Here is a 20023-nt window from a genome sequence, read left to right as displayed (position 1 = left end):
AGGCCGCCTTCCAGCGGGCCCTCCGGGCGCTTCGTTCTTTCGTGTTTCCAGCTTATCAGATGTTTTCCGCTCCGTTTTCCGGAGTTTCATTCATCCGATTGGGCTTTCGCCTTTCGGCGCTCCCGAACTCTACCAGAGTTTCTCGGTCCGTTTTCCCGGTCCTTCTCGAATTCGAATTCGAGAACTTCCTTGGGGCTCGTCCCGTGGGGCAACCCGGAGAACATTACGCACCGGGCCGCCCCACGTCAAACCAGCCGTCAACCAGCGGTCAACCAGCCATCACCCAGCCGACGGGCCGGGCCTCAGCAGGGGCCGGACGGAGGCTGAGCCGCAGGTCAGACCTCGACCACCACCGGCAGGATCATCGGCCGGCGGCGGTAGTTGTCCGCGACCCACTTGCCGACGGTGCGGCGCACCAGCTGCTGCACCTGCCGGGGCTCCAGGACACCGTCGCTCGCCGAGCGGTCCAGTGCCTCCTGCAGCTTGGACGCCACCGGCACGAAGGCGCCGTCGTCGATGCCGGAGCCGCGGGCCTGGATGGTCGGGCCGCCGACGATCTTGCCGTTGGTGGAGTCGACCGCGACGAAGACCGAGATGAAGCCCTCCTCGCCGAGAATCCTGCGGTCCTTGAGCGAGGCCTCGGTGATGTCGCCGACCGAGGAACCGTCCACGTAGACGTAGCCGGCCTGCACCTTGCCGACGATGCGGGCGACGCCCTGCTCCAGGTCGACGCAGACGCCGTCCTCGGCGATGACCACGCGGTTGCGCGGGACGCCCGTGGCGATGCCCAGCTCCGCAGCGGCGCGCAGGTGACGCCATTCGCCGTGGACCGGCATCAGGTTGCGCGGCTTGCAGATGTTGAAGAAGTACAGCAGCTCGCCGGCCGAGGCGTGGCCGGAGACGTGCACCTTGGCGTTGCCCTTGTGCACGACCTTGGCGCCCCAGCGGGTCAGGCCGTTGATCACGCGGTAGACCGCGTTCTCGTTGCCCGGGATCAGCGAGGAGGCCAGGACGACGGTGTCGCCCTCGACGATGCGGATCTGGTGGTCGCGGTTGGCCATCCGGGACAGCGCCGCCATCGGCTCGCCCTGGGAGCCGGTGCAGATCAGCACGACCTCCTTGTCCGGGAGGTCGTCCAGCTGCTTGACGTCCACGACCATGTTGCCCGGCACCTTCAGGTAGCCGAGGTCGCGGGCGATGCCCATGTTGCGGACCATCGAGCGGCCGACGAAGGCAACCTTCCTGCCGTACTCGTGGGCGGCGTCCAGCACCTGCTGGATGCGGTGCACGTGGCTGGCGAAGGAGGCGACGATGATGCGCCGGTCGGCGTTGGCGAAAACGTTTCGCAGCGCCGCCGAGATGTCCCGCTCGTGCGGGATGAAGCCGGGGACCTCGGCGTTGGTGGAGTCCACCAGCAGCAGGTCCATGCCCTCCTCGGCCAGCTTGGCGAAGGTCGGCAGGTCGGTGAGGCGCCCGTCCAGCGGCAGCTGGTCCATCTTGAAGTCACCGGTGGCCACGACCATGCCGGCGGGGGTGCGGACGGCCACGGCGAGGGCGTCCGGGATGGAGTGGTTGACCGCGATGAACTCGCAGTCGAAGGGGCCGATGCGCTCGCGCTCGCCCTCCTTGACCTCCAGCACGTACGGCCGGATGCGGTGCTCGGCGAGCTTGGCCTCGATCAGGGCCAGGGTCAGCTTCGAGCCGATCAGCGGGATGTCCGGGTTCTCCCGCAGGAGGAACGGGACGGCGCCGATGTGGTCCTCGTGCCCGTGGGTGAGGATGATGCCGTCGACCTTGTCGAGGCGGTCCCGGATGTAGCTGAAGTCCGGGAGGATCAGGTCCACGCCGGGCTGCTCGTCCTCGGGGAAGAGGACTCCGCAGTCGACGATCAGGATGCGGCCGCCGTACTCGAAGACCGTCATGTTGCGGCCGATCTCGCCGAGGCCGCCGAGCGGAGTGATACGGAGGGCGCCCTCCTTCAGGGCCGGGGGTGCGCCGAGCTCGGGGTGCGGGTGGCTCAAAAGACTCTCCTCACGACGCACGCCATATGTCCGGGGTCCTCCCCCTGGAGACATATGGCGTGCGTACTCAGTGTCGTTTTTCCTACTGGGTCTGTGCTCTCGCGCCTGCTGTCCGGTCCAGCGGCGGGCCCGTGAGGGTCCGGCGAGCCGGGGCGCGCACGTCTGTGTCTGTTACAGGTGTACCCCGCCGGCGGCGAGATCCTGCTTCAATCGGTCGATCTCCTCGGCCGTCGCCCCGACCAGCGGCAGCCGCAGCGGGCCGGCGGGCCGGCCCTGGAGCTCCAGCGCGGCCTTGGTGAGGATGGCGCCCTGGGTGCGGAACATACCGGTGAACACCGGCAGCAGACCCTGGTGGACGGCGGTGGCCTTGGCCACATCGCCCGCCAGGTAGGCCTCGATCATCGCCTTCAGCTCGCCGGCCACCACGTGTCCGACGACACTGACCACGCCGACGGCTCCGACCGACAGCAGCGGCAGGTTCAGGATGTCGTCGCCGGAGTACCAGGCGAGGTCCGAGCGGGCGATCGCCCAGGCCGCGGCGCCGAGGTCGCCCTTGGCGTCCTTGTTGGCCACGATCCGCGGGTGCTCGCCGAGCCGGACCAGCGTCTCGTGGCTCAGCGCGACCCCGCTGCGCCCCGGGATGTCGTACGCCATGACCGGCAGGCCGGTGGCGTCGGCGACCTGGGTGAAGTGCCGGTACAGGCCCTCCTGCGGGGGCTTGTTGTAGTACGGGGTGACCACCAGCAGTCCGTGCGCTCCGGCGGCCTCCGCCTGCCGGGCGAGCTCGACGCTGTGACGGGTGTCGTTGGTGCCGACGCCGGCCACCACGTGGGCCCGGTCGCCGACCGCCTCCACCACGGCGCGGACGAGCTGGGCCTTCTCGGCGTCACTGGTGGTGGGGGACTCACCGGTGGTGCCGTTGACGACGAGGCCGTCGTTCCCGGAGTCGACGAGGTGCGTGGCGAGGCGCTGGGCGCCGTCGAGGTCGAGTCCACCGTCGGCGGTGAACGGGGTGACCATCGCGGTCAGCACCCGGCCGAACGGCGTCTGGGGGGTGGAGGTCGGAGCCATGCGTCCAAAGCTACTCGTAGGCGGTGGGGCGGTACCCATGCCGGTCCAGGGTTCGGACAGGTGTAGCAGGTCAGCGCAGAGGGATGGGATTCCGGTGCTGCCCGCTCGGGGGTTCGGCCAGCACCGGAATCCGTGTCACGAATGTAGGGAGCGGCTACAAAAGCCGCAATCCAGACATGCCAGACACTCTGCCCATATGCCTGTCGTCCCAGGTCAGGGCGCGACTCGGCCGTGCTTCTCGAAGGCCGCATGGGTGAGCGGCATGAGGCCGGCCCAGTGCTGCTCCATCTGCTCGGCGACCATCTCGATCTCGCGCTGCGGGAACGACGGCACTGCCGAGTTCTCCCGCTTGGTGCGCAGCGACAGGAAGTGCATCAGCGACCGGGCGTTGCAGGTCGCGTACATCGAGGAGAACAGGCCGACCGGCAGCACCGCGCGGGCCACCTCCCGGGCCACGCCCGCCGCCAGCATCTCCTGGTAGCGCGCGTACGCCTCGCGGTACGCGGCCTCCATCGCCCCGGTGGCGGTCCCGTACTGCTCTGGCGTGCCCTCGACGAACTCGTAGCGGCCCGGACGGCCCTGCTGGACGAGCTTGCGCTCCTCGGCCGGCAGGTAGAACACCGGCTGCAGCTCGCGGTAGCGCCCGGACTCCTCGTTGTAGGAGTTGTGGACGACGATGCCGTTGGCCAGGAAGTTGTGCCACGGGCCTTCGACGGCGAGATCGTAGGTCATCTCCTCGCCGTCATCGGCGATCGCCGTGACCAGGTCGGCCTTGGCCAGGGCGACCTTGCCGCCGCGCTTCGCCAGCGCCTGTTCGTCGGCGCTCTTGGCCGCGTGGCAGTCCTCGCAGGCCGGCTGCAGGTTCTTCTCGTCCAGCGCCTTGCCGAGGTCGAGCGCGACCGGGACGACGTGGTCGAGCTGCAGTGCCTCGCGGGGGAACGTCCGGGAGCAGAGGTAGCAGACGTCCAGTTCGTCGATCAGGCGGTTGCGCTGCATCGCCGTCCAGACGCCGATGCCTCGGCGCAGGCTCGGCGGGACCAGTGCCTCCGAGGGACGCGCCGCCGTGCCGCCGACCATCACGGCGTCACCGACGGCCAGTTCGCCGGCCTTGCGCCAGCCGTCCGGCGTGAGGATCGCGTGGTCCCTGCTGCACCGGAGCTGCTTGCCGCTCGCGGTGCTGAGCCGGATGAGCTTCTTGACGCCGGATTCCATGACGTCAACGATCGGCGCGCGCTCAGCGAGCAGCGTGCGCTCGTCGAAGCAGCGCACGTGGTTGCGCCGGACGGAGTCGAGCTTCCGGGTCCGCTTGCCGGGGTGCAGAGCGCGGAATTCCGCGACGGCCGCCTCCGCGGCTTCGCGGGTCTCGTGCAGGCCCAGGTGGTGGACCTCGCCCTTGTGCCTGACCTGGGCCCGCCACTTCTCGGCCTTCTTGTGCCAGGTCACGCCGCCCTTCGCCGCCGGCATGCGGTCCTCGACGCCGACGTGCCAGAGCCGGTAGAGCTCCGCGATCGTCCGCCGCTTGAGCGAGCCGTCCTTGCCCTGGAGGGTGATCTCGGTGTCACCGGCCAGGCACCAGCCGCTGCGGTGGCGGTGGAACTCGCGGAACACGAAGATCGGGGCGCTGATGAAGAAGGTCATCGAGTTGTGCTCGAAGGGGGTGCCGTGCCGGTCCCGCATCAGGAAGTTGATCAGGCCCTTCGACTTCTCCGGGTCCTGCTGGAGCGCGTCCAGGGACTGCTCCCCCGCGGTCGAGACCCGGGCCGCCCAGATGACGTCCGAGTCGGCGGCGGCGCTGCGGACCAGCTCCACCGTCACGTCACTGCGGAAGCTGGGGGCCGTCGGTTCGTCGCTCACGCGTTACTCCTTGCGGGTTCGGTGCTGTGCAGCTTGATGGCGTGCTGCATGGTCTTGCGGGCGCGCGGGGTGTCGCCGGCGTCGGCGTAGGCCACGGCGAGCCGGAACCAGACCCGCCAGTCGCCCGGTTCGGCCTCCGCCTCGGCCCGGCGGCGGGCGAAGACCGCGTCGGCCGACGCCCGGTCGATCCGCCCGCCGGTGGTGCGCTTCAGTTCGTCCACCGGCAGACCGCCCTCGGCCTCCAGCTCTCGGGCGAGCTGCTCGCTGGCCCGGCCGAAGCGGACGGTCTGGCGCAGGAACCAGACGCCGATCAGCGGGATGACGAAGGCGCAGAGGCCGATGCCGATGCCGAGCGGCTTGCCGGTGGCGACCAGCTGGACGCCCTCCCCCACGCAGAGCAGGGCGACCACCAGCAGCACGCCGGACAGGACGAAGAAACCGGTACGGGAGGTCATGGCGGGCTCACAGGTCCAGGAAGTGTTCGAGGCCGAAGGTCAGTCCCGGCGTCTCGACGACCTTGCGCACGCCGAGCAGGATGCCCGGCATGAAGCTGCTGTGGTGCAGCGAGTCGTGCCGGATGGTGAGCGTCTCGCCGGTGTCGCCGAACATCACCTGCTGGTGGGCGAGCAGGCCGCGCAGCCGTACGGCGTGCACCGGCACCCCGTCCACGTCGGCGCCGCGCGCGCCGGGCAGGCTGTGGGTGGTCGGGTCCTGCTGCCGGGGGCGGCCGGCCTCGGCGCGGGCGGCGGCGATCAGCTGGGCGGTGCGGGTGGCGGTGCCGCTGGGGGCGTCGGCCTTGCGGTCGTGGTGGAGTTCGACCACCTCGACGGACTCGAAGTACCGGGCGGCGATCTGCGAGAACTTCATCCCGAGGATCGCGCCGATGGAGAAGTTCGGTGCGATCAGCAGGCCGAGCTCCGGGGCGTCGTCGAGCCAGCCGCGGACGGTGGCGAGCCGTTCGTCCGTCCAGCCGGTGGTGCCGGTGACCACGTGGATGCCGTGGTGCAGGCAGTGGTCGAGGTTGCCCATCACCGAGTCGGGGTGGGTCAGCTCGACGGCGACCTGGGCGCCGGCCTCGGTCAGTTCCTCGAGCTTCGACCCGCGGCCGAGGGTGGCGACCAGTTCCAGGTCCGGGGCGGCCTCGACGGCCTTGACCGCCTCGGAGCCGATCCGTCCCTTGGCGCCGATCACGGCGACACGCAGCGTCATAGCGAATTCCTCTCAGACCAGAAGATCGGCGAGCTTGGCGGCCCGCTTGTCGCTGACCGGGCCGATCAGCGCCAGCGACGGCCGGTGCGCGCCCAGCACATCACGGGCCACCGCATGGACGTCGTCGAGGGTCACGGCCGCGATCCGCTCCAGCATGTCGTCCACCGACAGGTGGTGGCCGTAGCTGAGCTCGGCCTTGCCGATCCGGTTCATCAGCGACCCGGTGTCCTCCATGCCGAGCACGGTGGAGCCGGAGATCTGGCCGATGGCCCGGTGCAGCTCCTCCTCGGTGATGCCCTCGGCGACCACCTTGGCCAGCTCGGCGCGGCAGATCCGCAGCACCTCCTCGACGCGCTTGGGCTGGCAGCCGGCGTAGATGCCGAACAGGCCGCTGTCCGCGTAGGAGGAGGAGTAGGAGTAGACCGAGTAGGCCAGGCCGCGCTTCTCCCGGACCTCCTGGAACAGCCGGGAGCTCATCCCGCCGCCGAGGGCCGCGTTGAGCACGCCCATCGCCCAGCGGCGCTCGTCGTGCCGGGGCACCCCGGGCACGCCCAGCACCAGGTGGGCCTGCTCGGTGGAGCGGTTGAGGACCTCGACCCTGCCGGCCGTGCGGACGGCCTTGACGCCGCGGCGGGCCTCGGCGGGCGCGGCGGTGGAGCGGGCCAGCACCGGGGCGAAGGCCTGCTCGACCTGCTTGACCACCTTGCGGTGGTCGAGGTTGCCGGCCGCGGCGACGACCATCTGCTCCGGGCGGTAGCGGCGGTGGTAGAAGCCGGCGACCTGGTCCCGGGTGAGCGCCTTGATGGTCTCCTGGGTGCCGAGGATCGGGCGGCCGAGCGGGCCGCTGCCGTAGATCACCTTGGCGAACAGGTCGTGGACCACGTCACCCGGGTCGTCCTCGGCCATCGCCATCTCCTCGAGGATGACGCCGCGTTCGGCCTCGACGTCCTCGGTGCGGATCAGCGAGCCGGTGAGCATGTCGCAGACCACGTCGATGGCCAGCGGCAGGTCGGTGTCCAGGACCCGGGCGTAGTAGCAGGTGTTCTCCTTCGCGGTGAAGGCGTTCATCTCGCCGCCGACCGCGTCCAGGGCGGCCGAGATGTCCAGCGCGCTGCGCCGCTCGGTGCCCTTGAAGAGCAGGTGCTCCAGGTAGTGGGTGGCGCCGTTGAGCTGCGGGGTCTCGTCCCGCGAGCCGACGCCGACCCAGATGCCGAAGGTCGCGGAGCGCACCGTCGGCAGGGTCTCGGTGACGACCCGCAGGCCGCCGGGCAGCACGGTGCGGCGTACGGTGCCGGCGCCGTCGACGCCCTTGAGCAGGGTCCGGGTGGTGCCGGGACGCTGCTTTACCGCCGGGGCCTGGGCCACGGTGGGTACCTCCAGAGAAAACGCACGTGCGGGGCACGTACGGGCGAACGCGTGGGCAACAGGGTGCGGCCCGCACGCCGGGAGGCGTACGGGCCGCAAGGGGTCAGCTAGCGGCGCTTCACTCGGAAGCGGCCTCGCCGGCTTCCTCGCCCTCGATGACCGGGATCAGCGAGAGCTTGCCGCGCGGGTCGATCTCGGCGATCTCGACCTGCACCTTGGCGCCGACGCCGAGGACGTCCTCGACGTTCTCCACGCGCTTGCCGCCGGCCAGCTTGCGGATCTGCGAGATGTGCAGCAGGCCGTCCTTGCCCGGCATGAGCGAGACGAACGCGCCGAAGGTCGTGGTCTTGACCACGGTGCCCAGGTAGCGCTCGCCGACCTCCGGCATGGTCGGGTTGGCGATCTGGTTGATCGTGGTGCGGGCGGCCTCGGCGGCCGGGCCGTCGGCGGCACCGATGTAGATGGTGCCGTCGTCCTCGATCGTGATCTCGGCGCCGGTGTCCTCCTGGATCTGGTTGATCATCTTGCCCTTGGGGCCGATGACCTCGCCGATCTTGTCCACCGGGATCTTGATGGTGATGATGCGCGGCGCGTTCGGGGACATCTCGTCCGGGGAGTCGATGGCCTCGTTCATCACGTCGAGGATGTGCAGGCGGGCGTCGCGGGCCTGCTTCAGCGCGGCGGCGAGCACCGAGGCGGGGATGCCGTTGAGCTTGGTGTCCAGCTGCAGCGCGGTGATGAAGTTGCGGGTACCGGCGACCTTGAAGTCCATGTCGCCGTACGCGTCCTCGGCGCCCAGGATGTCGGTCAGCGCGACGTAGTGGGTCTCACCGTCGATCTCCTGGGAGATCAGGCCCATGGCGATGCCGGCGACGGCGGCCTTCAGCGGCACACCGGCGTTCAGCAGCGACATGGTCGAGGCGCAGACCGAGCCCATCGAGGTGGAGCCGTTGGAGCCGAGCGCCTCGGAGACCTGGCGGATGGCGTACGGGAACTCCTCGCGGGAGGGGAGCACCGGCAGGATGGCCCGCTCGGCCAGGGCGCCGTGGCCGATCTCGCGGCGCTTGGGCGAGCCCACGCGGCCGGTCTCGCCGACCGAGTACGGCGGGAAGTTGTAGTTGTGCATGTAGCGGCGGCGCGTCTCCGGGGAGAGCGTGTCCAGCTGCTGCTCCATGCGCAGCATGTTGAGGGTGGTGACACCCAGGATCTGGGTCTCGCCGCGCTCGAACAGGGCCGAGCCGTGGACGCGCGGGATGGCCTCGACCTCGGCGGCCAGGGTGCGGATGTCGGTGACGCCGCGGCCGTCGATGCGGATCTTGTCCTTGATGACGCGCTCGCGGACGATCTTCTTGGTCAGCGCGTTGTAGGCGGCGCTGATCTCCTTCTCGCGGCCCTCGAACTCGGGGAGCAGCTTCTCGGCCGCCACCGCCTTGACGCGGTCCAGCTCGTTGTTGCGCTCCTGCTTGCCCGGGATGGTGAGGGCCTGGGCGAGCTCGTCCTTGACGGCGGCGGTCAGCGCGGCGAGGACGTCGTCCTGGTAGTCCAGGAAGATCGGGAACTCGGCGGTCGGCTTGGCGGCCTGGGCGGCCAGCTGCGACTGCGCGGCGCACAGCACCTTGATGAACGGCTTGGCGGCCTCGAGGCCGGCGGCCACGACCTCCTCGGTCGGCGCCTCGGCGCCGGCCTCGACCAGCTTGATGGTCTTGTCGGTGGCCTCGGCCTCGACCATCATGATCGCGACGTCGCCGTCCGGCAGGACGCGACCGGCGACGACCATGTCGAAGACGGCCGACTCCAGCTCGCTGTGGGTCGGGAAGGCGACCCACTGGCCCTTGATCAGCGCGACGCGCACGCCGCCGATGGGGCCGGAGAACGGCAGGCCCGCCAGCTGGGTGGAGGCGGAGGCGGCGTTGATGGCGACCACGTCGTAGAGGTGGTCGGGGTTGAGCGCCATGACGGTGCAGACGACCTGGACCTCGTTGCGCAGGCCCTTGACGAAGGACGGGCGCAGCGGGCGGTCGATCAGGCGGCAGGTGAGGATCGCGTCCTCGGAGGGCCGGCCCTCACGACGGAAGAACGAGCCGGGGATGCGGCCCGCGGCGTACATCCGCTCCTCGACGTCCACGGTCAGCGGGAAGAAGTCGAAGTGCTCCTTCGGCTGCTTGGACGCGCTGGTGGCCGACAGCACCATGGTGTCGTCGTCCAGGTAGGCCACGGCGGAGCCGGCGGCCTGACGGGCCAGGCGGCCGGTCTCGAAGCGGATGGTACGGGTGCCGAAGGAACCGTTGTCGATCACGGCCTCGGCGTAGAACACGTTCTCTTCCACCTGGAAGATCTCCTCTTTCGTACGTCTCCGGGAGAGCGTCCCCGCGCACTGCCTCGTGGTGGCCCAGGGCCCTCCTGATCAGGGAGGGCGGCAGTCGGGCCGGTCTTCGATCGAAGCCTCCGGGGTGCCCCGCTCGCTGCGGGGGTTCCGGGGGCCACTACCGAGGACCGGCGCCTCACGGCTGCCGGGCCGGACGGGCGGTCCTGCGTCTGGACGCTCTCTCGGATGCGGGCGGCTTCCCTTTTGAAGCCTTCGTCCCGCGGGGGGTTCGGGCTGGCTGCCCGGGTGGCGCGCTGGTGCGCCATCACCCGGCATGCCCACAACCCTACGGTGCAATCCTCGGCCACCTGGGGAGGTGCGCGCGAGTTGTTATGTCCGGGCGCCGCGGCTCAACCGCCGCGGCATACGCGCGAGGGGCGGCTCCCCGGTGTGGGGAGCCGCCCCGAGCGGCGTTCTCAGCGGGCGCCGCCGGCGGCACCGCGGCGGATGCCCAGGCGGTCGACGAGCGTACGGAAGCGCTCGATGTCCTTCTTGGCCAGGTACTGCAGCAGGCGGCGGCGCTGGCCGACCAGGATCAGCAGGCCACGACGCGAGTGGTGGTCGTGCTTGTGGGTCTTGAGGTGCTCGGTCAGGTCCGAGATGCGGCGGGACAGCATGGCCACCTGGACCTCGGGGGAGCCGGTGTCGCCCTCCTTGGTGCCGAACTCAGCCATGATCTGCTTCTTGACGTCAGAGGCGAGAGCCACTGCAACTCCTTCAAGGTCTACCGAGCGTTCCTGGTCGACAACACAGGATCTTCGAGAACTCGGTCGTGACGAGCGCGGCGTGCGGTCTGCGGCCCACCGGGGGGCGGACACACGGCTGCGCTCGAAGGCCAAGCGTACCAGTGCTGCTCACCGGGCCGGCCGGCGGGCCCGGTGGGCTCCGGCGGCCGGCGGAGGGGGCCCGGTCAGCCAGTGGCGCCGCGGACCAGCCGGTAGACGTTGAGCACGGCGAGCGCCAGCGGGACCAGGGACATCAGGGTGAGGCTGTCGACCATGTCCAGGATGCGTCCCCAGAACGGGGAGACGCCGAGCCTGGGCACCACCAGGGCGATCGCGGTGAGCAGTGCGGCGCCGAACGCGATGGAGGCGCCCAGCCAGACGGTGCGCAGGTCGAGCTGGGTGGCGGAGCCGGCCGCGCGCAGGAAGAACTGCGGGGTGTGCAGCGACAGTCCGACGATCAGCAGGCACAGGCCGAGGAGGCCGGCGACGGTGAGGGTGAGGACCTGCGCGGTGTAGCGGAACAGCCGGGCGCGCAGCATGGTGGCGATGCCGAGGGCGAGAGCGAGCAGTTCGGCGAAGGTCCGGTCGGTGAAGGCGAGGACGGCGCAGGCGCCGGCCACGACCGCGGCGCAGCCGCCGACCAGGCCGACCAGGACCTCGTGGCCGCGGCGGGCCTGGTGGGCGATCCGCTCGTACTGGACGGCTTCGGCGCGCTCGGCCTCCTCGTCGTAGTCGCGGCTGCGGGTGCGGGTCTGGCCGGGGGCGCTGAAGCCGACCGGCAGCCGGGCGAAGCGGGCGGAGAGGCTGGGCAGGAAGCCGATCGCGGCGACGGCGGCGACTCCGGTGACGGCGGCGATGTTCCCGGCCGGGGTGGTGGGCATCAGGACGGCGGTGAAGGTGGCGAGCGAGCCGGCCACGGCGACGAAGGCGGCGGCGACGAAGGCGGCGTCCTTCTCGGGCAGCAGCCCGGCCAGCAGGACGGAGACCACCAGGACGGCGACGCAGCCGGTGAGGAACTGGAGCCGGCCGGGGCCGTCCCCCGGGTGGGTGACGGCGAGGATGCCGCTGCCGCCGATCATGGCGTGCGGCAGGCCGCCGAGGCCGAGGGCGAGGGCGGAGTGGGCGTCCTGGTAGACCCGGGCGCGCACGCCGGCGAGGGCGGTGAGCACGACGGCGGTGACGCCGGCCAGGATGCCGGGCAGGCCGTGCATGTCGTGGCGCAGGTCGGAGAACCAGAGCGCGAAGCCGAGCATGGTGAGCAGCACGCCGGCGCCGATCAGGCCGAAGCCGCGCATGAGGTCGACGGTCCAGAAGCGGCGGTCGGCCTCGACGGCGCTGGCGATGGCGTCGGCGACGTCGTCGTAGACGGCCGGGGGGAGGGACTCGGCGAAGGGGCGCAGCGCGAGCAGGTCGCCGTCGCGGACCTGCTGGGCGGCCAGCGGGAGGCTGCTGTCGAGCACGGTGCCGTCGCGGCGGACGAGGTGGAAGCCGGTGGGGGTGCCGTCGGGCTGGCTCTGCTTGGCCAGTCGCAGCACCTCGGGGTAGACGTCGGCGAGCGGGACGTCCTCGGGCAGGGCGACGTCGATCTTGCGGTCCGGGGCGACGACGGTCACCCGGCAGTACCCGGTGGCGGCTGCGGTGGAACTCATGCCTCCACCTCGGTCCTTCGACGCACTGGCGCTCCCCCTTGTTGACGGTGCCGCGGCACGGACGCGCGCGGTGTGTGTGGCTGTGGAACCGGCCCGGCCGGGCCGCGAGTTGGCGCGGCGTTACCCTACCCGCTCGGTTCCCGTCCGGTGCTGGTGGCCGGGGGCGGGGGGCGCGGGGGCGCCCGGGGCGGGACGGTGCCGCTATGTAGGATCGGCGCCTGCGCAGGGTGGTACGGGGGCTGCGCTGTGTGGGGCGTCCTCAGCCGCGACCACCCCGTACGGTCCGTACGCAGTCGCGTGAGGGCAGGATGCCGAAGTGATCGATCGACGCCGCGGGGTGGATGACGCATGGGTGTGATCACGGTCAAGCGACCGCCGAGGGTCTACCCGCCGACCGTGCCGGACGAGCCGGTGGAGTTGGTGACGCCGCCCGAACTGCCCCGGCAGGGCGGCGAGGACTGGATGATGAGCATCCTGCCGATGCTCGGCATGGGCGGTTCGGCGGTGTTCTTCTTCTCGCCGGGAGCGGCCGCCCCGATGAAGATCATGGGCGGTCTGATGGTCGCCTCGACGGTCGGCATGGTGCTGGCCCAGATCGTGCGGGCCCGCAAGGGCGGCTCGACCGCGATGGCGGACGAGCGGCGCGACTACCTCAAGTACCTGCAGCAGACGCGCCGCCAGGTGCGCCGCACGGCGGAGCGCCAGCGCGGCGCGCTGCTGTTCCTGAACCCGGCGCCGGACCAGCTGTGGTCGATCGTGGAGGACGGCCGGCGGCTGTGGGAGCGGCGGACGGCGGACGGGGACTTCGCGCAGATCCGGGTGGGGCTGGGGCCGGTGCAGCTGTCCACTCCGCTGGTGGCGCCGCAGACGGCGCCGATGGACGAGTTGGAGCCGTTGTCGGCGGCGGCGATGCACTCCTTCCTGAAGGCGCACGGCACCTTGCAGGACCTGCCGCTGGCGGTGTCGCTGCGGGCCTTCTACCACATCACGGTGTGCGGGGATCCGGACTCGGTGTACGGCAACGTGCGCGCGATGATCGCCCAGTTGACCACCCTGCACTCGCCGGACGACCTGCTGGTGGCGGTCGCGGCGGCGCCCGGTGCGGCCGAGGAGTGGGGCTGGACCAAGTGGCTGCCGCACAACCAGCACCGCAAGGAGGCGGACGGCGCGGGCTCGCGCCGCCTGTTCGCCACCGATCTGGGTGACTTGGAGTACCTGCTGCAGGACGAGCTGGCCGGCCGCCAGCGCTTCGTCCGGGACGCCGCGCCGGCGGCGGACCAGCCGCACCTGGTGGTGGTCATGGACGGCGCCGGGGTGCCGCACGACTCGTTGCTGGCGGGTCCGGAGGGCGTCCAGGGGGTGACGGTCATCGAGGTGGTCCCGGGTGAGGTGGACGAGCCGAGCGGGCACCTGATGGTGACGGTCAACTCCGAGGAGCTGGTGCTGCGTTCGGCTTCCGGTGCGACCTACACGGGCAAGCCCGACCTGCTCTCGGTGTGGCAGTCCGAGGCGTTGGCGCGGCAGCTGGCGCCGTACCGGATCTCGGCCGGCGGCGATGACGAGCCGCTGCTGTCCAACCTGGACTTCACCGACATGATGAACTCGGGGGACCCGGGCTCCTTCGACGTGAACCGCAGCTGGCGGCCGCGCCCCCAGCACGAGCGGCTGCGGGTGCCGATCGGTGTCGGCGCCAGCGGCGAGCACGTGTACCTGGACATCAAGGAGGCCGCGCTGGAGGGCATGGGCCCGCACGGCCTGTGCGTCGGCGCGACCGGGTCCGGCAAGTCGGAGCTGCTGCGCACCCTGGTGCTGGCGCTGGCGATGACGCACTCCTCGGAGACGCTGAACTTCGTGCTCGCCGACTTCAAGGGCGGTGCGACCTTCTCCGGCATGGCGGACATGCCGCACACCTCCGCGGTGATCACCAACCTGGAGGGCGAGCTCACCCTGGTCGACCGCATGCGCGACGCGATCGAGGGCGAGCTGCAGCGCCGCCAGGAGCTGCTGCACCGTTCCGGCAACTACGCCAACATCCACGAGTACGAGCGGGCCCGGGCGGCCGGTGCGGCGCTGGACCCGCTGCCCTCGCTGGTGCTGATCATCGACGAGTTCTCCGAACTGCTCACCGCCAAGCCGGACTTCATCGAGATGTTCATCCAGATCGGCCGCATCGGCCGTTCGCTGGGCGTGCACCTGCTGCTGGCCTCGCAGCGCCTGGAGGAGGGCAAGCTGCGCGGGCTGGACACCTACCTCTCCTATCGGATCGGTCTGCGCACCTTCTCGGCGGCCGAGTCCCGGGCGGCGATCGGGGTGCCGGACGCGTACCACCTGCCGCCGGTGCCGGGTGTCGGCTACCTGAAGTTCGGCGAGGACGTGATGGACCGGTTCAAGGCCGCGTACGTCTCGGGGCCCTACCGGGCGCCGGGGCAGCAGCGGTCGACCGGCGGGCGGCGGGTGAACGCCCGGCCGGTGGAGTTCACCGCGGCCTACGTTGAGCTGCCGGAACCGGTGGAGGAGGAGCTGCCCCAGGCGCCGGAGCAGGACGACGCGCTGGTGGACACCGTGCTGGACGTCTTCGTCCAGCGGATGGCCGGACAGGGCCCGGCCGCGCACCAGGTGTGGCTGCCGCCGCTGGACGAGGCGCCGAGCATCGACCACCTGCTGCCGCCACTGCAGGTCGTCCCGGAGCGCGGGCTGACCGCGCCGGGCTACCCGGTGGGCCGGCTGCGGACGCCGATCGGCATCGTGGACAAGCCGCGCGAGCAGAAGACGGACATCCTGGAGGTCGACTACGCGGGGGCGGCCGGCCACGGGCTGATCGTGGGCGGTCCGCGGTCCGGCAAGTCGACCGTGGTGCGCACCGCGGTGGCGTCCTTCGGTGTCACCCACACCCCGCGCGAGGTGCAGTTCTACCTGCTGGACTTCGGCGCGGGCAGTTTCCAGTCGCTGACCGGCCTGCCGCACGTCGGCGGGGTGGCCGGGCGCCTGGACGTGGACAAGGTGCGCCGGATGGTCTCCGAGGTGCACGGGGTGATGAACCGGCGCGAGGAGCTGTTCCGCACGACCGGGATCGACACCATCGGGACGTACCGGGCCCGCCGGGCGGCCGGGCAGCTGCCGGACGAGGCCTTCGGCGACGTCTTCCTGGTGATCGACGGCTGGAACACCTTCAAGCAGGAGTTCGAGGCGCTGGAGCCGGTGATCGGGGACATCGCCCAGCGCGGTCTCGGGTACGGCGTCCACCTGGTGGTGACCGCGGCCCGCTACGCGGAGGTGCGCCCGGCGCTGAAGGACCTGCTGCAGAACCGCATCGAGCTGAAGCTCGGTGACGCGATGGAGTCCGAGGTGGACCGCCGGGTGGCGCAGAACGTCCCGCCGCTGGCCGGCCGGGGTGTCACCGCGGAGCGGCTGCACTTCCTGTCCGGCCTGCCGCGCCTGGACGGGTCCTCCTCGGTGGAGGACCTCCAGGACGGGGTGTCCGGGCTGGTCGGGGCGATCGACGGCGCGTGGTCCGGGCCGCGCGCCCCGCAGGTGCGCATGCTGCCGGCCGTGCTGGACGGGAACTCGCTGCCGAAGGGCTTCGAGCACCCGGAGCGCGGGGTGTCCTTCGGCGTGGACGAGGCCGAGCTGGCACCGGTGTTCGTCAACTTCGAGACCGATCCGCTGTTCATCGTGTTCGGGGACACCGAGTCGGGGAAGTCGGCGCTGCTGCGCATGCTGGTCAAGCAGATCACCGAGCGCTACACGCCGGACCAGGCGGGCATCGTGGTCGGCGACTACCGGCGCGCGCTGCTGGGCGCCGTCCCGCCGGAGTACCTGGTGGAGTACGCGGCGGCGCAGCCGGCCATGTCGGCCGTGGTCGACATGCTGCGCGGGGCGTGCGCCCGCCGCCTGCCCGGGCCGGACGTCACCGCCGAGCAGCTTCGCAACCGCAGCTGGTACAGCGGCAAGGACATGTTCGTGATCGTCGACGACTACGAGCTGGTCGCGACCAGTTCGGGCAACCCGCTGGCGCCGCTGGCCGAGTTCCTGCCGTTCGCTCGGGACATCGGCCTGCGGGTGATCGTGGCGCGCAGCGCGGGCGGTGCCGGGCGTTCGCTGTACGAGCCGGTGCTGCAGCGGATGCGGGAGCTGGGCGGCCAGGGCGTGATCCTCTCCGGCAACCGGGACGAGGGGGCGCTGCTGGGGACGGTCAGGCCGCAGGCGCTGCCGCCGGGCCGGGGCGTCTTCGTGTCCCGCCGGGTGACCAGCGGGCAGATGGTCCAGACGGGCTGGCTGCCGGTGGTGTGATCACGCCGTCCGCTACGGAGGGTGATGGAAGGGGTCGGGCTCGCGGGAGTCCGACCCCTTCCGCCGTCCCAGCTGCTGAAACGTTACCTAGATCTTTCCGGGCCGGGGCTGCGGTTCCCGTACCTCGCGGGGGAGTTGCCTCTTCGCGAAGAGGCGCCTGGGGCTCACCCTGTTCGACCCGATCAAAGCCTTCGAATGAAGGCGTGCAACATGCTGTTCACCTTCGATTCATCCTCGATGGGGACGAGGTAACAAGTCGGACAAACCGCACGATGACCCTACGTGATCATCGGATCGCATGTTTATACCGTTCATGGCAACGGATTCCGAAGCAGTTCCGGCGTTGACGCGATCAATACGCCCAAGGTTCCATTGCGGCCCGGGAGCGACCGGAGAAGACCCGAGCAACCAGCCAGCGGAGGCGATACCGCTCCCCACCCCCAGGACCGTTCAGAGCCGATCGGAAGCCACATGACTGACACGCTTCGCCCGCCACAGCCCGTAGCCGCCACGGCGGCCGCGGCAGCCGCGCCCCAGCAGCTCAAGCGCTCGATCGGCGTGGTGGGCGGAACCCTGCTCACGCTGTCCTGCGTCACGCCGGCCTCGACCCTCTTCGTGATCGTGCCGGAGCTGTTCTCCAGCATCGGCAGCGCCACCGCCCTGGCCATCGCCATCGGCTCGGTGCTCTGCATCGCGGTCGCGTTCTGCTACTCCGAGCTCGGCACCCTGATCCCCAGCGCCGGCGGCGAGTACGCGATGGTCGGCACCCTGGCCGGCCGCCTGGCGGGCTGGCTGGTCTTCATCCAGTCGTTGATCGTGGTGATGATCGTCCCCTCGGTCATCGCCCTCGGCACCGCCGACTACCTGGCGCCCGTCCTCCACGTCGACAAGCCGATCGCCGGCGCCGCGGTGATGCTCGCCGCCACCCTGGCCGGTCTGCTCGACCTGCGCGCCAACGCCTGGATCACCGGCATCTTCCTGGTCCTGGAGGTCATCGCCGCCGGTGTCGTGTCGGTGCTCGGCTTCTCCCACACCAACTCCGCCCACCCCAGCCTGCTGCACGGCGTGGTCGCCGGGGACGGCGGCGCGGTCAGCCCGGTCGGCATCGGCGCCATCATCGGCGCGCTCGGCATCGCCCTGTTCGCCACCCAGGGCTTCTCCACCGCCGTCTACCTCTCCGAGGAGCTGGAGAACCCCCGCCGCACCGTCTCCCGCACCGTGCTGTGGACGCTCGGCCTCTCCAGCGCGATCATCCTGATCCCGGTCGCCGCCATCACCATGGGCGCCCCCGACCTGCAGACCCTGGCCTCCGGCGACATCTCCGGCATGGTCACCGCCTGGAGCAACTCCGCGGTCGGCACCTTCATCAGCCTGTGCATCGCGCTGGCCATCATCAACGCCGGCATCGTGATGGTCATCCAGAACTCCCGGGTGCTGTTCGCCTCCGCCCGTGACAAGGCCTGGCCCGAGCCGGTCAACAAGGCCTTCAGCACCCTCGGCCGCTTCGGCTCCCCGTGGATCGCCACCCTCGCGGTCGGCCTGCCCGGCGCCGCGCTCTGCTTCGTCAAGGGCGAGCTGCTGAGCAACATCACCGGCGTCGCCGTCACCGCGATGTACCTGCTGGTCGCGGTCGCCTCGCTGCTCTCCCGCCGCGGCCACCACAAGCACGCCGCCGCCTGGCGGATGCCGCTGTGGCCGGTCGTCCCGGTGGTGCTGATCGTCGTGCTGGTCTACATCATGACCCAGCTGGACGCCGAGCCCCTGCTGTGGACCGGTGGCATCACGGCCGCCGCGACCCTCTACTGGCTGCTCTACCTGCGCCCCCGGCAGGCCACCCGCTGGGTGATCAGCCTCCCCGAGGACCAGCAGGAGGGCTGACCCCCGGCCTCCTCCCCCGGCCCTCCGGGCCCCTGGCCCCCACCCCTCCCCCACACGGCAGTGCCCCGGGCTCCCCCTCGCCCGGGGCACTGCCACGTCCAGGACCGCTACTTCCTGAGCGTCCACACCGGGGCGGCCGCGATCGCCCGCATCTGGTCGTTGCTCAGCACCGGGGCCTTGCGGGTCGCCGGCGTCTTCTGGGTGCCGCCCTGCTCCGGACGAAAACCACCACCCGTACGAGTGAGCCGCAGAGAAGTCACGCTCGAACCCGTCCGGGCGCTCCGCGGGATCCTCCGGATCAGTCGGCGGACTGGCGGCGCCGGTCGCGCAGCACCACGCCGCCGCCGATCAGCAGTGCCACCAGCAGCGCACCGATGCCGAGCACGTACGTCGCGGTGCGCCCGTCGCGGTCCGCCTGGGTCTCGCCGAGGCCGACCGGCGCCGGCACGATCGGGGCGGCGGCCAGCTGCACCGGGGCGTCGGGGACGGCGGCGGAGGGCGCGGACTCGGGAGCCGTGGTGACGGCCTTGACCGGGTCCACCACGCCCCAGCCGACGAACCGGTTCGGGTCGCGCTCGGTGCGCTGGGCGGTCTGCTCGATCCAGGCCCGCACCTGGGCCGCCGTCCACTTCGGGTGCGCGCCGATCAGCAGCGCGGCCAGCCCGGAGACGTACGGGGCGGCGAAGCTGGTGCCGTTGTCCACGCACTGGCCGCCCCCGGGCACCGTGGAGAGCATGTCGACACCGGGCGCGGCGACCTTCACGAAGGAGCCGTACTGGGAGAACGGCGCGCGCTCGTTGTTGCGGTCGGAGGCGCCGACGGCCAGCACGGTCGGGAAGGCGCCCGGGAAGGTGTCGCCCTCCTTGCCGTCGTTGCCGGTGGAGGCCACCACCACGACGTTCTTCTGCTCGGCGCGCTGGACGGCGGCCTTCAGGTCCGCGTAGCCGCCGAAGTGGGAGTCGCCCGCGCCGCGGACGTCCTGCGAGATGTTGATGACCCTGGCGTTGCCGTCGACCGCGTCGTCGATGGCCTTGACGAGGGTGGTGACGTCGCCGTTGCCCTCGCTGTCGTTCTGCCGGATCGAGAGGATCTGGGCGTCGGGGGCCAGCCCGACGAAGCCGGTCCGGTCGCTCCGGGCCGCGGCGATGATGCCGGCCACCTTGGTGCCGTGGCCCACCGGGTCGTCCTTGGAGGTGCCCTCGACGGGCTGGTTGGTCTCCTTGTTGACCAGCAGGCTGGGGCCCGCCTGGACCTTGTCCACCGGCTGGGGGTGCTCGGGGTCGCCGGAGGGGACCTGCCCGGCGAGCTGCGGGTTGCGGACGTCGACCCCGGTGTCGATGACCGCCACCTTCACGCCCGCCCCGGTGGTCCGCCCGCCCTGCCAGAGCGCGTCCAGCAGGAGTCGCTGGAGCGACCACGGCACGGTCTGCACGTCGGGCGCGGGCTTGGGGCAGTCACCGGCGGCGGCGAGCCCGGGCCCGCCGTCCGCGTACGCCGGGGCGGTGAGCGGGCCGCCCAGCACCGCGAGCGCGGCCAGCACCGCGGCCGTCCTACGGAACCCGCGTCGGGACACCCTGCCACCCCTCATGTCTCTCC

The 20023-nt window shown here is 71.2% G+C and carries 13 protein-coding genes and 1 pseudogene; 2 read left to right on the top strand and 12 right to left on the bottom strand.

Features of this window, described 5'->3' with window-relative positions:
* Window positions 1-335: 335 nt before the first annotated feature.
* From ACGF07_RS30895 to eccD, 10 genes and pseudogenes are all read right to left on the bottom strand, one after another.
* Complete coding sequence (locus ACGF07_RS30895) at window positions 336-2021, bottom strand: ribonuclease J (RefSeq protein ID WP_350744612.1); 1686 nt, start codon at window positions 2019-2021, stop codon at window positions 336-338.
* A gap of 171 nt (window positions 2022-2192) precedes the next feature.
* Entirely contained in the window at window positions 2193-3092 is a 900-nt protein-coding gene (gene dapA, locus ACGF07_RS30890; RefSeq protein ID WP_350744610.1) for a 4-hydroxy-tetrahydrodipicolinate synthase, read from the bottom strand.
* Between the two features lie 213 nt (window positions 3093-3305).
* Window positions 3306-4556 (bottom strand): FAD-dependent thymidylate synthase, encoded by a 1251-nt coding sequence (gene thyX / locus ACGF07_RS30885; protein ID WP_392904086.1) that lies wholly within the window; start codon window positions 4554-4556, stop codon window positions 3306-3308.
* Between the two features lie 126 nt (window positions 4557-4682).
* Window positions 4683-4901: pseudogene (locus tag ACGF07_RS30880) on the bottom strand (FAD-dependent thymidylate synthase); the annotation flags it as partial.
* A gap of 41 nt (window positions 4902-4942) precedes the next feature.
* Window positions 4943-5401, bottom strand: coding sequence for a tetratricopeptide repeat protein (locus tag ACGF07_RS30875; RefSeq protein WP_350744606.1), 459 nt, complete (start codon window positions 5399-5401; stop codon window positions 4943-4945).
* Window positions 5402-5408: 7 nt separating this feature from the next.
* Window positions 5409-6155, bottom strand: coding sequence for a 4-hydroxy-tetrahydrodipicolinate reductase (dapB, locus tag ACGF07_RS30870; protein WP_392904080.1), 747 nt, complete (start codon window positions 6153-6155; stop codon window positions 5409-5411).
* Window positions 6156-6167: 12 nt separating this feature from the next.
* Window positions 6168-7535 carry a pitrilysin family protein gene (locus ACGF07_RS30865; protein WP_350744614.1) on the bottom strand — a complete coding sequence of 456 codons (1368 nt, stop codon included), beginning with the start codon at window positions 7533-7535 and terminating at the stop codon, window positions 6168-6170.
* 103 nt (window positions 7536-7638) lie between these two features.
* Window positions 7639-9846 (bottom strand): polyribonucleotide nucleotidyltransferase, encoded by a 2208-nt coding sequence (locus tag ACGF07_RS30860; RefSeq protein ID WP_350744602.1) that lies wholly within the window; start codon window positions 9844-9846, stop codon window positions 7639-7641.
* Between the two features lie 455 nt (window positions 9847-10301).
* Window positions 10302-10592: a 30S ribosomal protein S15 gene (gene rpsO, locus ACGF07_RS30855; protein ID WP_030062424.1), complete on the bottom strand. Its 291-nt coding sequence runs from the start codon at window positions 10590-10592 to the stop codon at window positions 10302-10304.
* A 203-nt stretch (window positions 10593-10795) separates the two neighbouring features.
* Window positions 10796-12259: a type VII secretion integral membrane protein EccD gene (gene eccD, locus ACGF07_RS30850; RefSeq protein ID WP_350744600.1), complete on the bottom strand. Its 1464-nt coding sequence runs from the start codon at window positions 12257-12259 to the stop codon at window positions 10796-10798.
* Window positions 12260-12607: 348 nt separating this feature from the next.
* On the opposite strand from eccD, the gene eccCa reads away from it, so the two are divergent.
* Both eccCa and ACGF07_RS30840 read left to right on the top strand, forming a co-directional pair.
* Window positions 12608-16549 carry a type VII secretion protein EccCa gene (gene eccCa / locus ACGF07_RS30845; protein ID WP_392904077.1) on the top strand — a complete coding sequence of 1314 codons (3942 nt, stop codon included), beginning with the start codon at window positions 12608-12610 and terminating at the stop codon, window positions 16547-16549.
* A gap of 471 nt (window positions 16550-17020) precedes the next feature.
* Window positions 17021-18427, top strand: a complete 1407-nt coding sequence (locus tag ACGF07_RS30840) for an APC family permease (RefSeq protein WP_350744596.1) — start codon at window positions 17021-17023, stop codon at window positions 18425-18427.
* Window positions 18428-18534: 107 nt separating this feature from the next.
* Here the strand turns inward: ACGF07_RS30840 and ACGF07_RS30835 are convergent, their stop codons facing one another.
* On the bottom strand, window positions 18535-18687 hold the full coding sequence (locus ACGF07_RS30835; RefSeq protein WP_392904075.1) for a hypothetical protein: 153 nt from the start codon (window positions 18685-18687) through the stop codon (window positions 18535-18537).
* A gap of 38 nt (window positions 18688-18725) precedes the next feature.
* On the bottom strand, window positions 18726-20000 hold the full coding sequence (gene mycP / locus ACGF07_RS30830; protein WP_392904074.1) for a type VII secretion-associated serine protease mycosin: 1275 nt from the start codon (window positions 19998-20000) through the stop codon (window positions 18726-18728).
* Between the last annotated feature and the right edge of the window lie 23 nt (window positions 20001-20023).

The organism is Kitasatospora sp. NPDC048194, assembly GCF_043202455.1.
Lineage (GTDB): Bacteria > Actinomycetota > Actinomycetes > Streptomycetales > Streptomycetaceae > Kitasatospora.
The sequence above is the reverse complement of the archived record's forward strand: the minus strand, read 5'-3'. Positions and strand labels throughout refer to the sequence as shown.

Coding starts and splice junctions, on each gene's coding strand:
- dapA (WP_350744610.1), bottom strand. CDS start 3,092: ATGGCTCCGACCTCCACCCCCCAGACGCCGTTCGGCCGGGTGCTGACC.
- thyX (WP_392904086.1), bottom strand. CDS start 4,556: ATGCCGGCGGCGAAGGGCGGCGTGACCTGGCACAAGAAGGCCGAGAAG.
- ACGF07_RS30875 (WP_350744606.1), bottom strand. CDS start 5,401: ATGACCTCCCGTACCGGTTTCTTCGTCCTGTCCGGCGTGCTGCTGGTG.
- dapB (WP_392904080.1), bottom strand. CDS start 6,155: ATGACGCTGCGTGTCGCCGTGATCGGCGCCAAGGGACGGATCGGCTCC.
- eccD (WP_350744600.1), bottom strand. CDS start 12,259: ATGAGTTCCACCGCAGCCGCCACCGGGTACTGCCGGGTGACCGTCGTC.
- eccCa (WP_392904077.1), top strand. CDS start 12,608: ATGGGTGTGATCACGGTCAAGCGACCGCCGAGGGTCTACCCGCCGACC.
- ACGF07_RS30840 (WP_350744596.1), top strand. CDS start 17,021: ATGACTGACACGCTTCGCCCGCCACAGCCCGTAGCCGCCACGGCGGCC.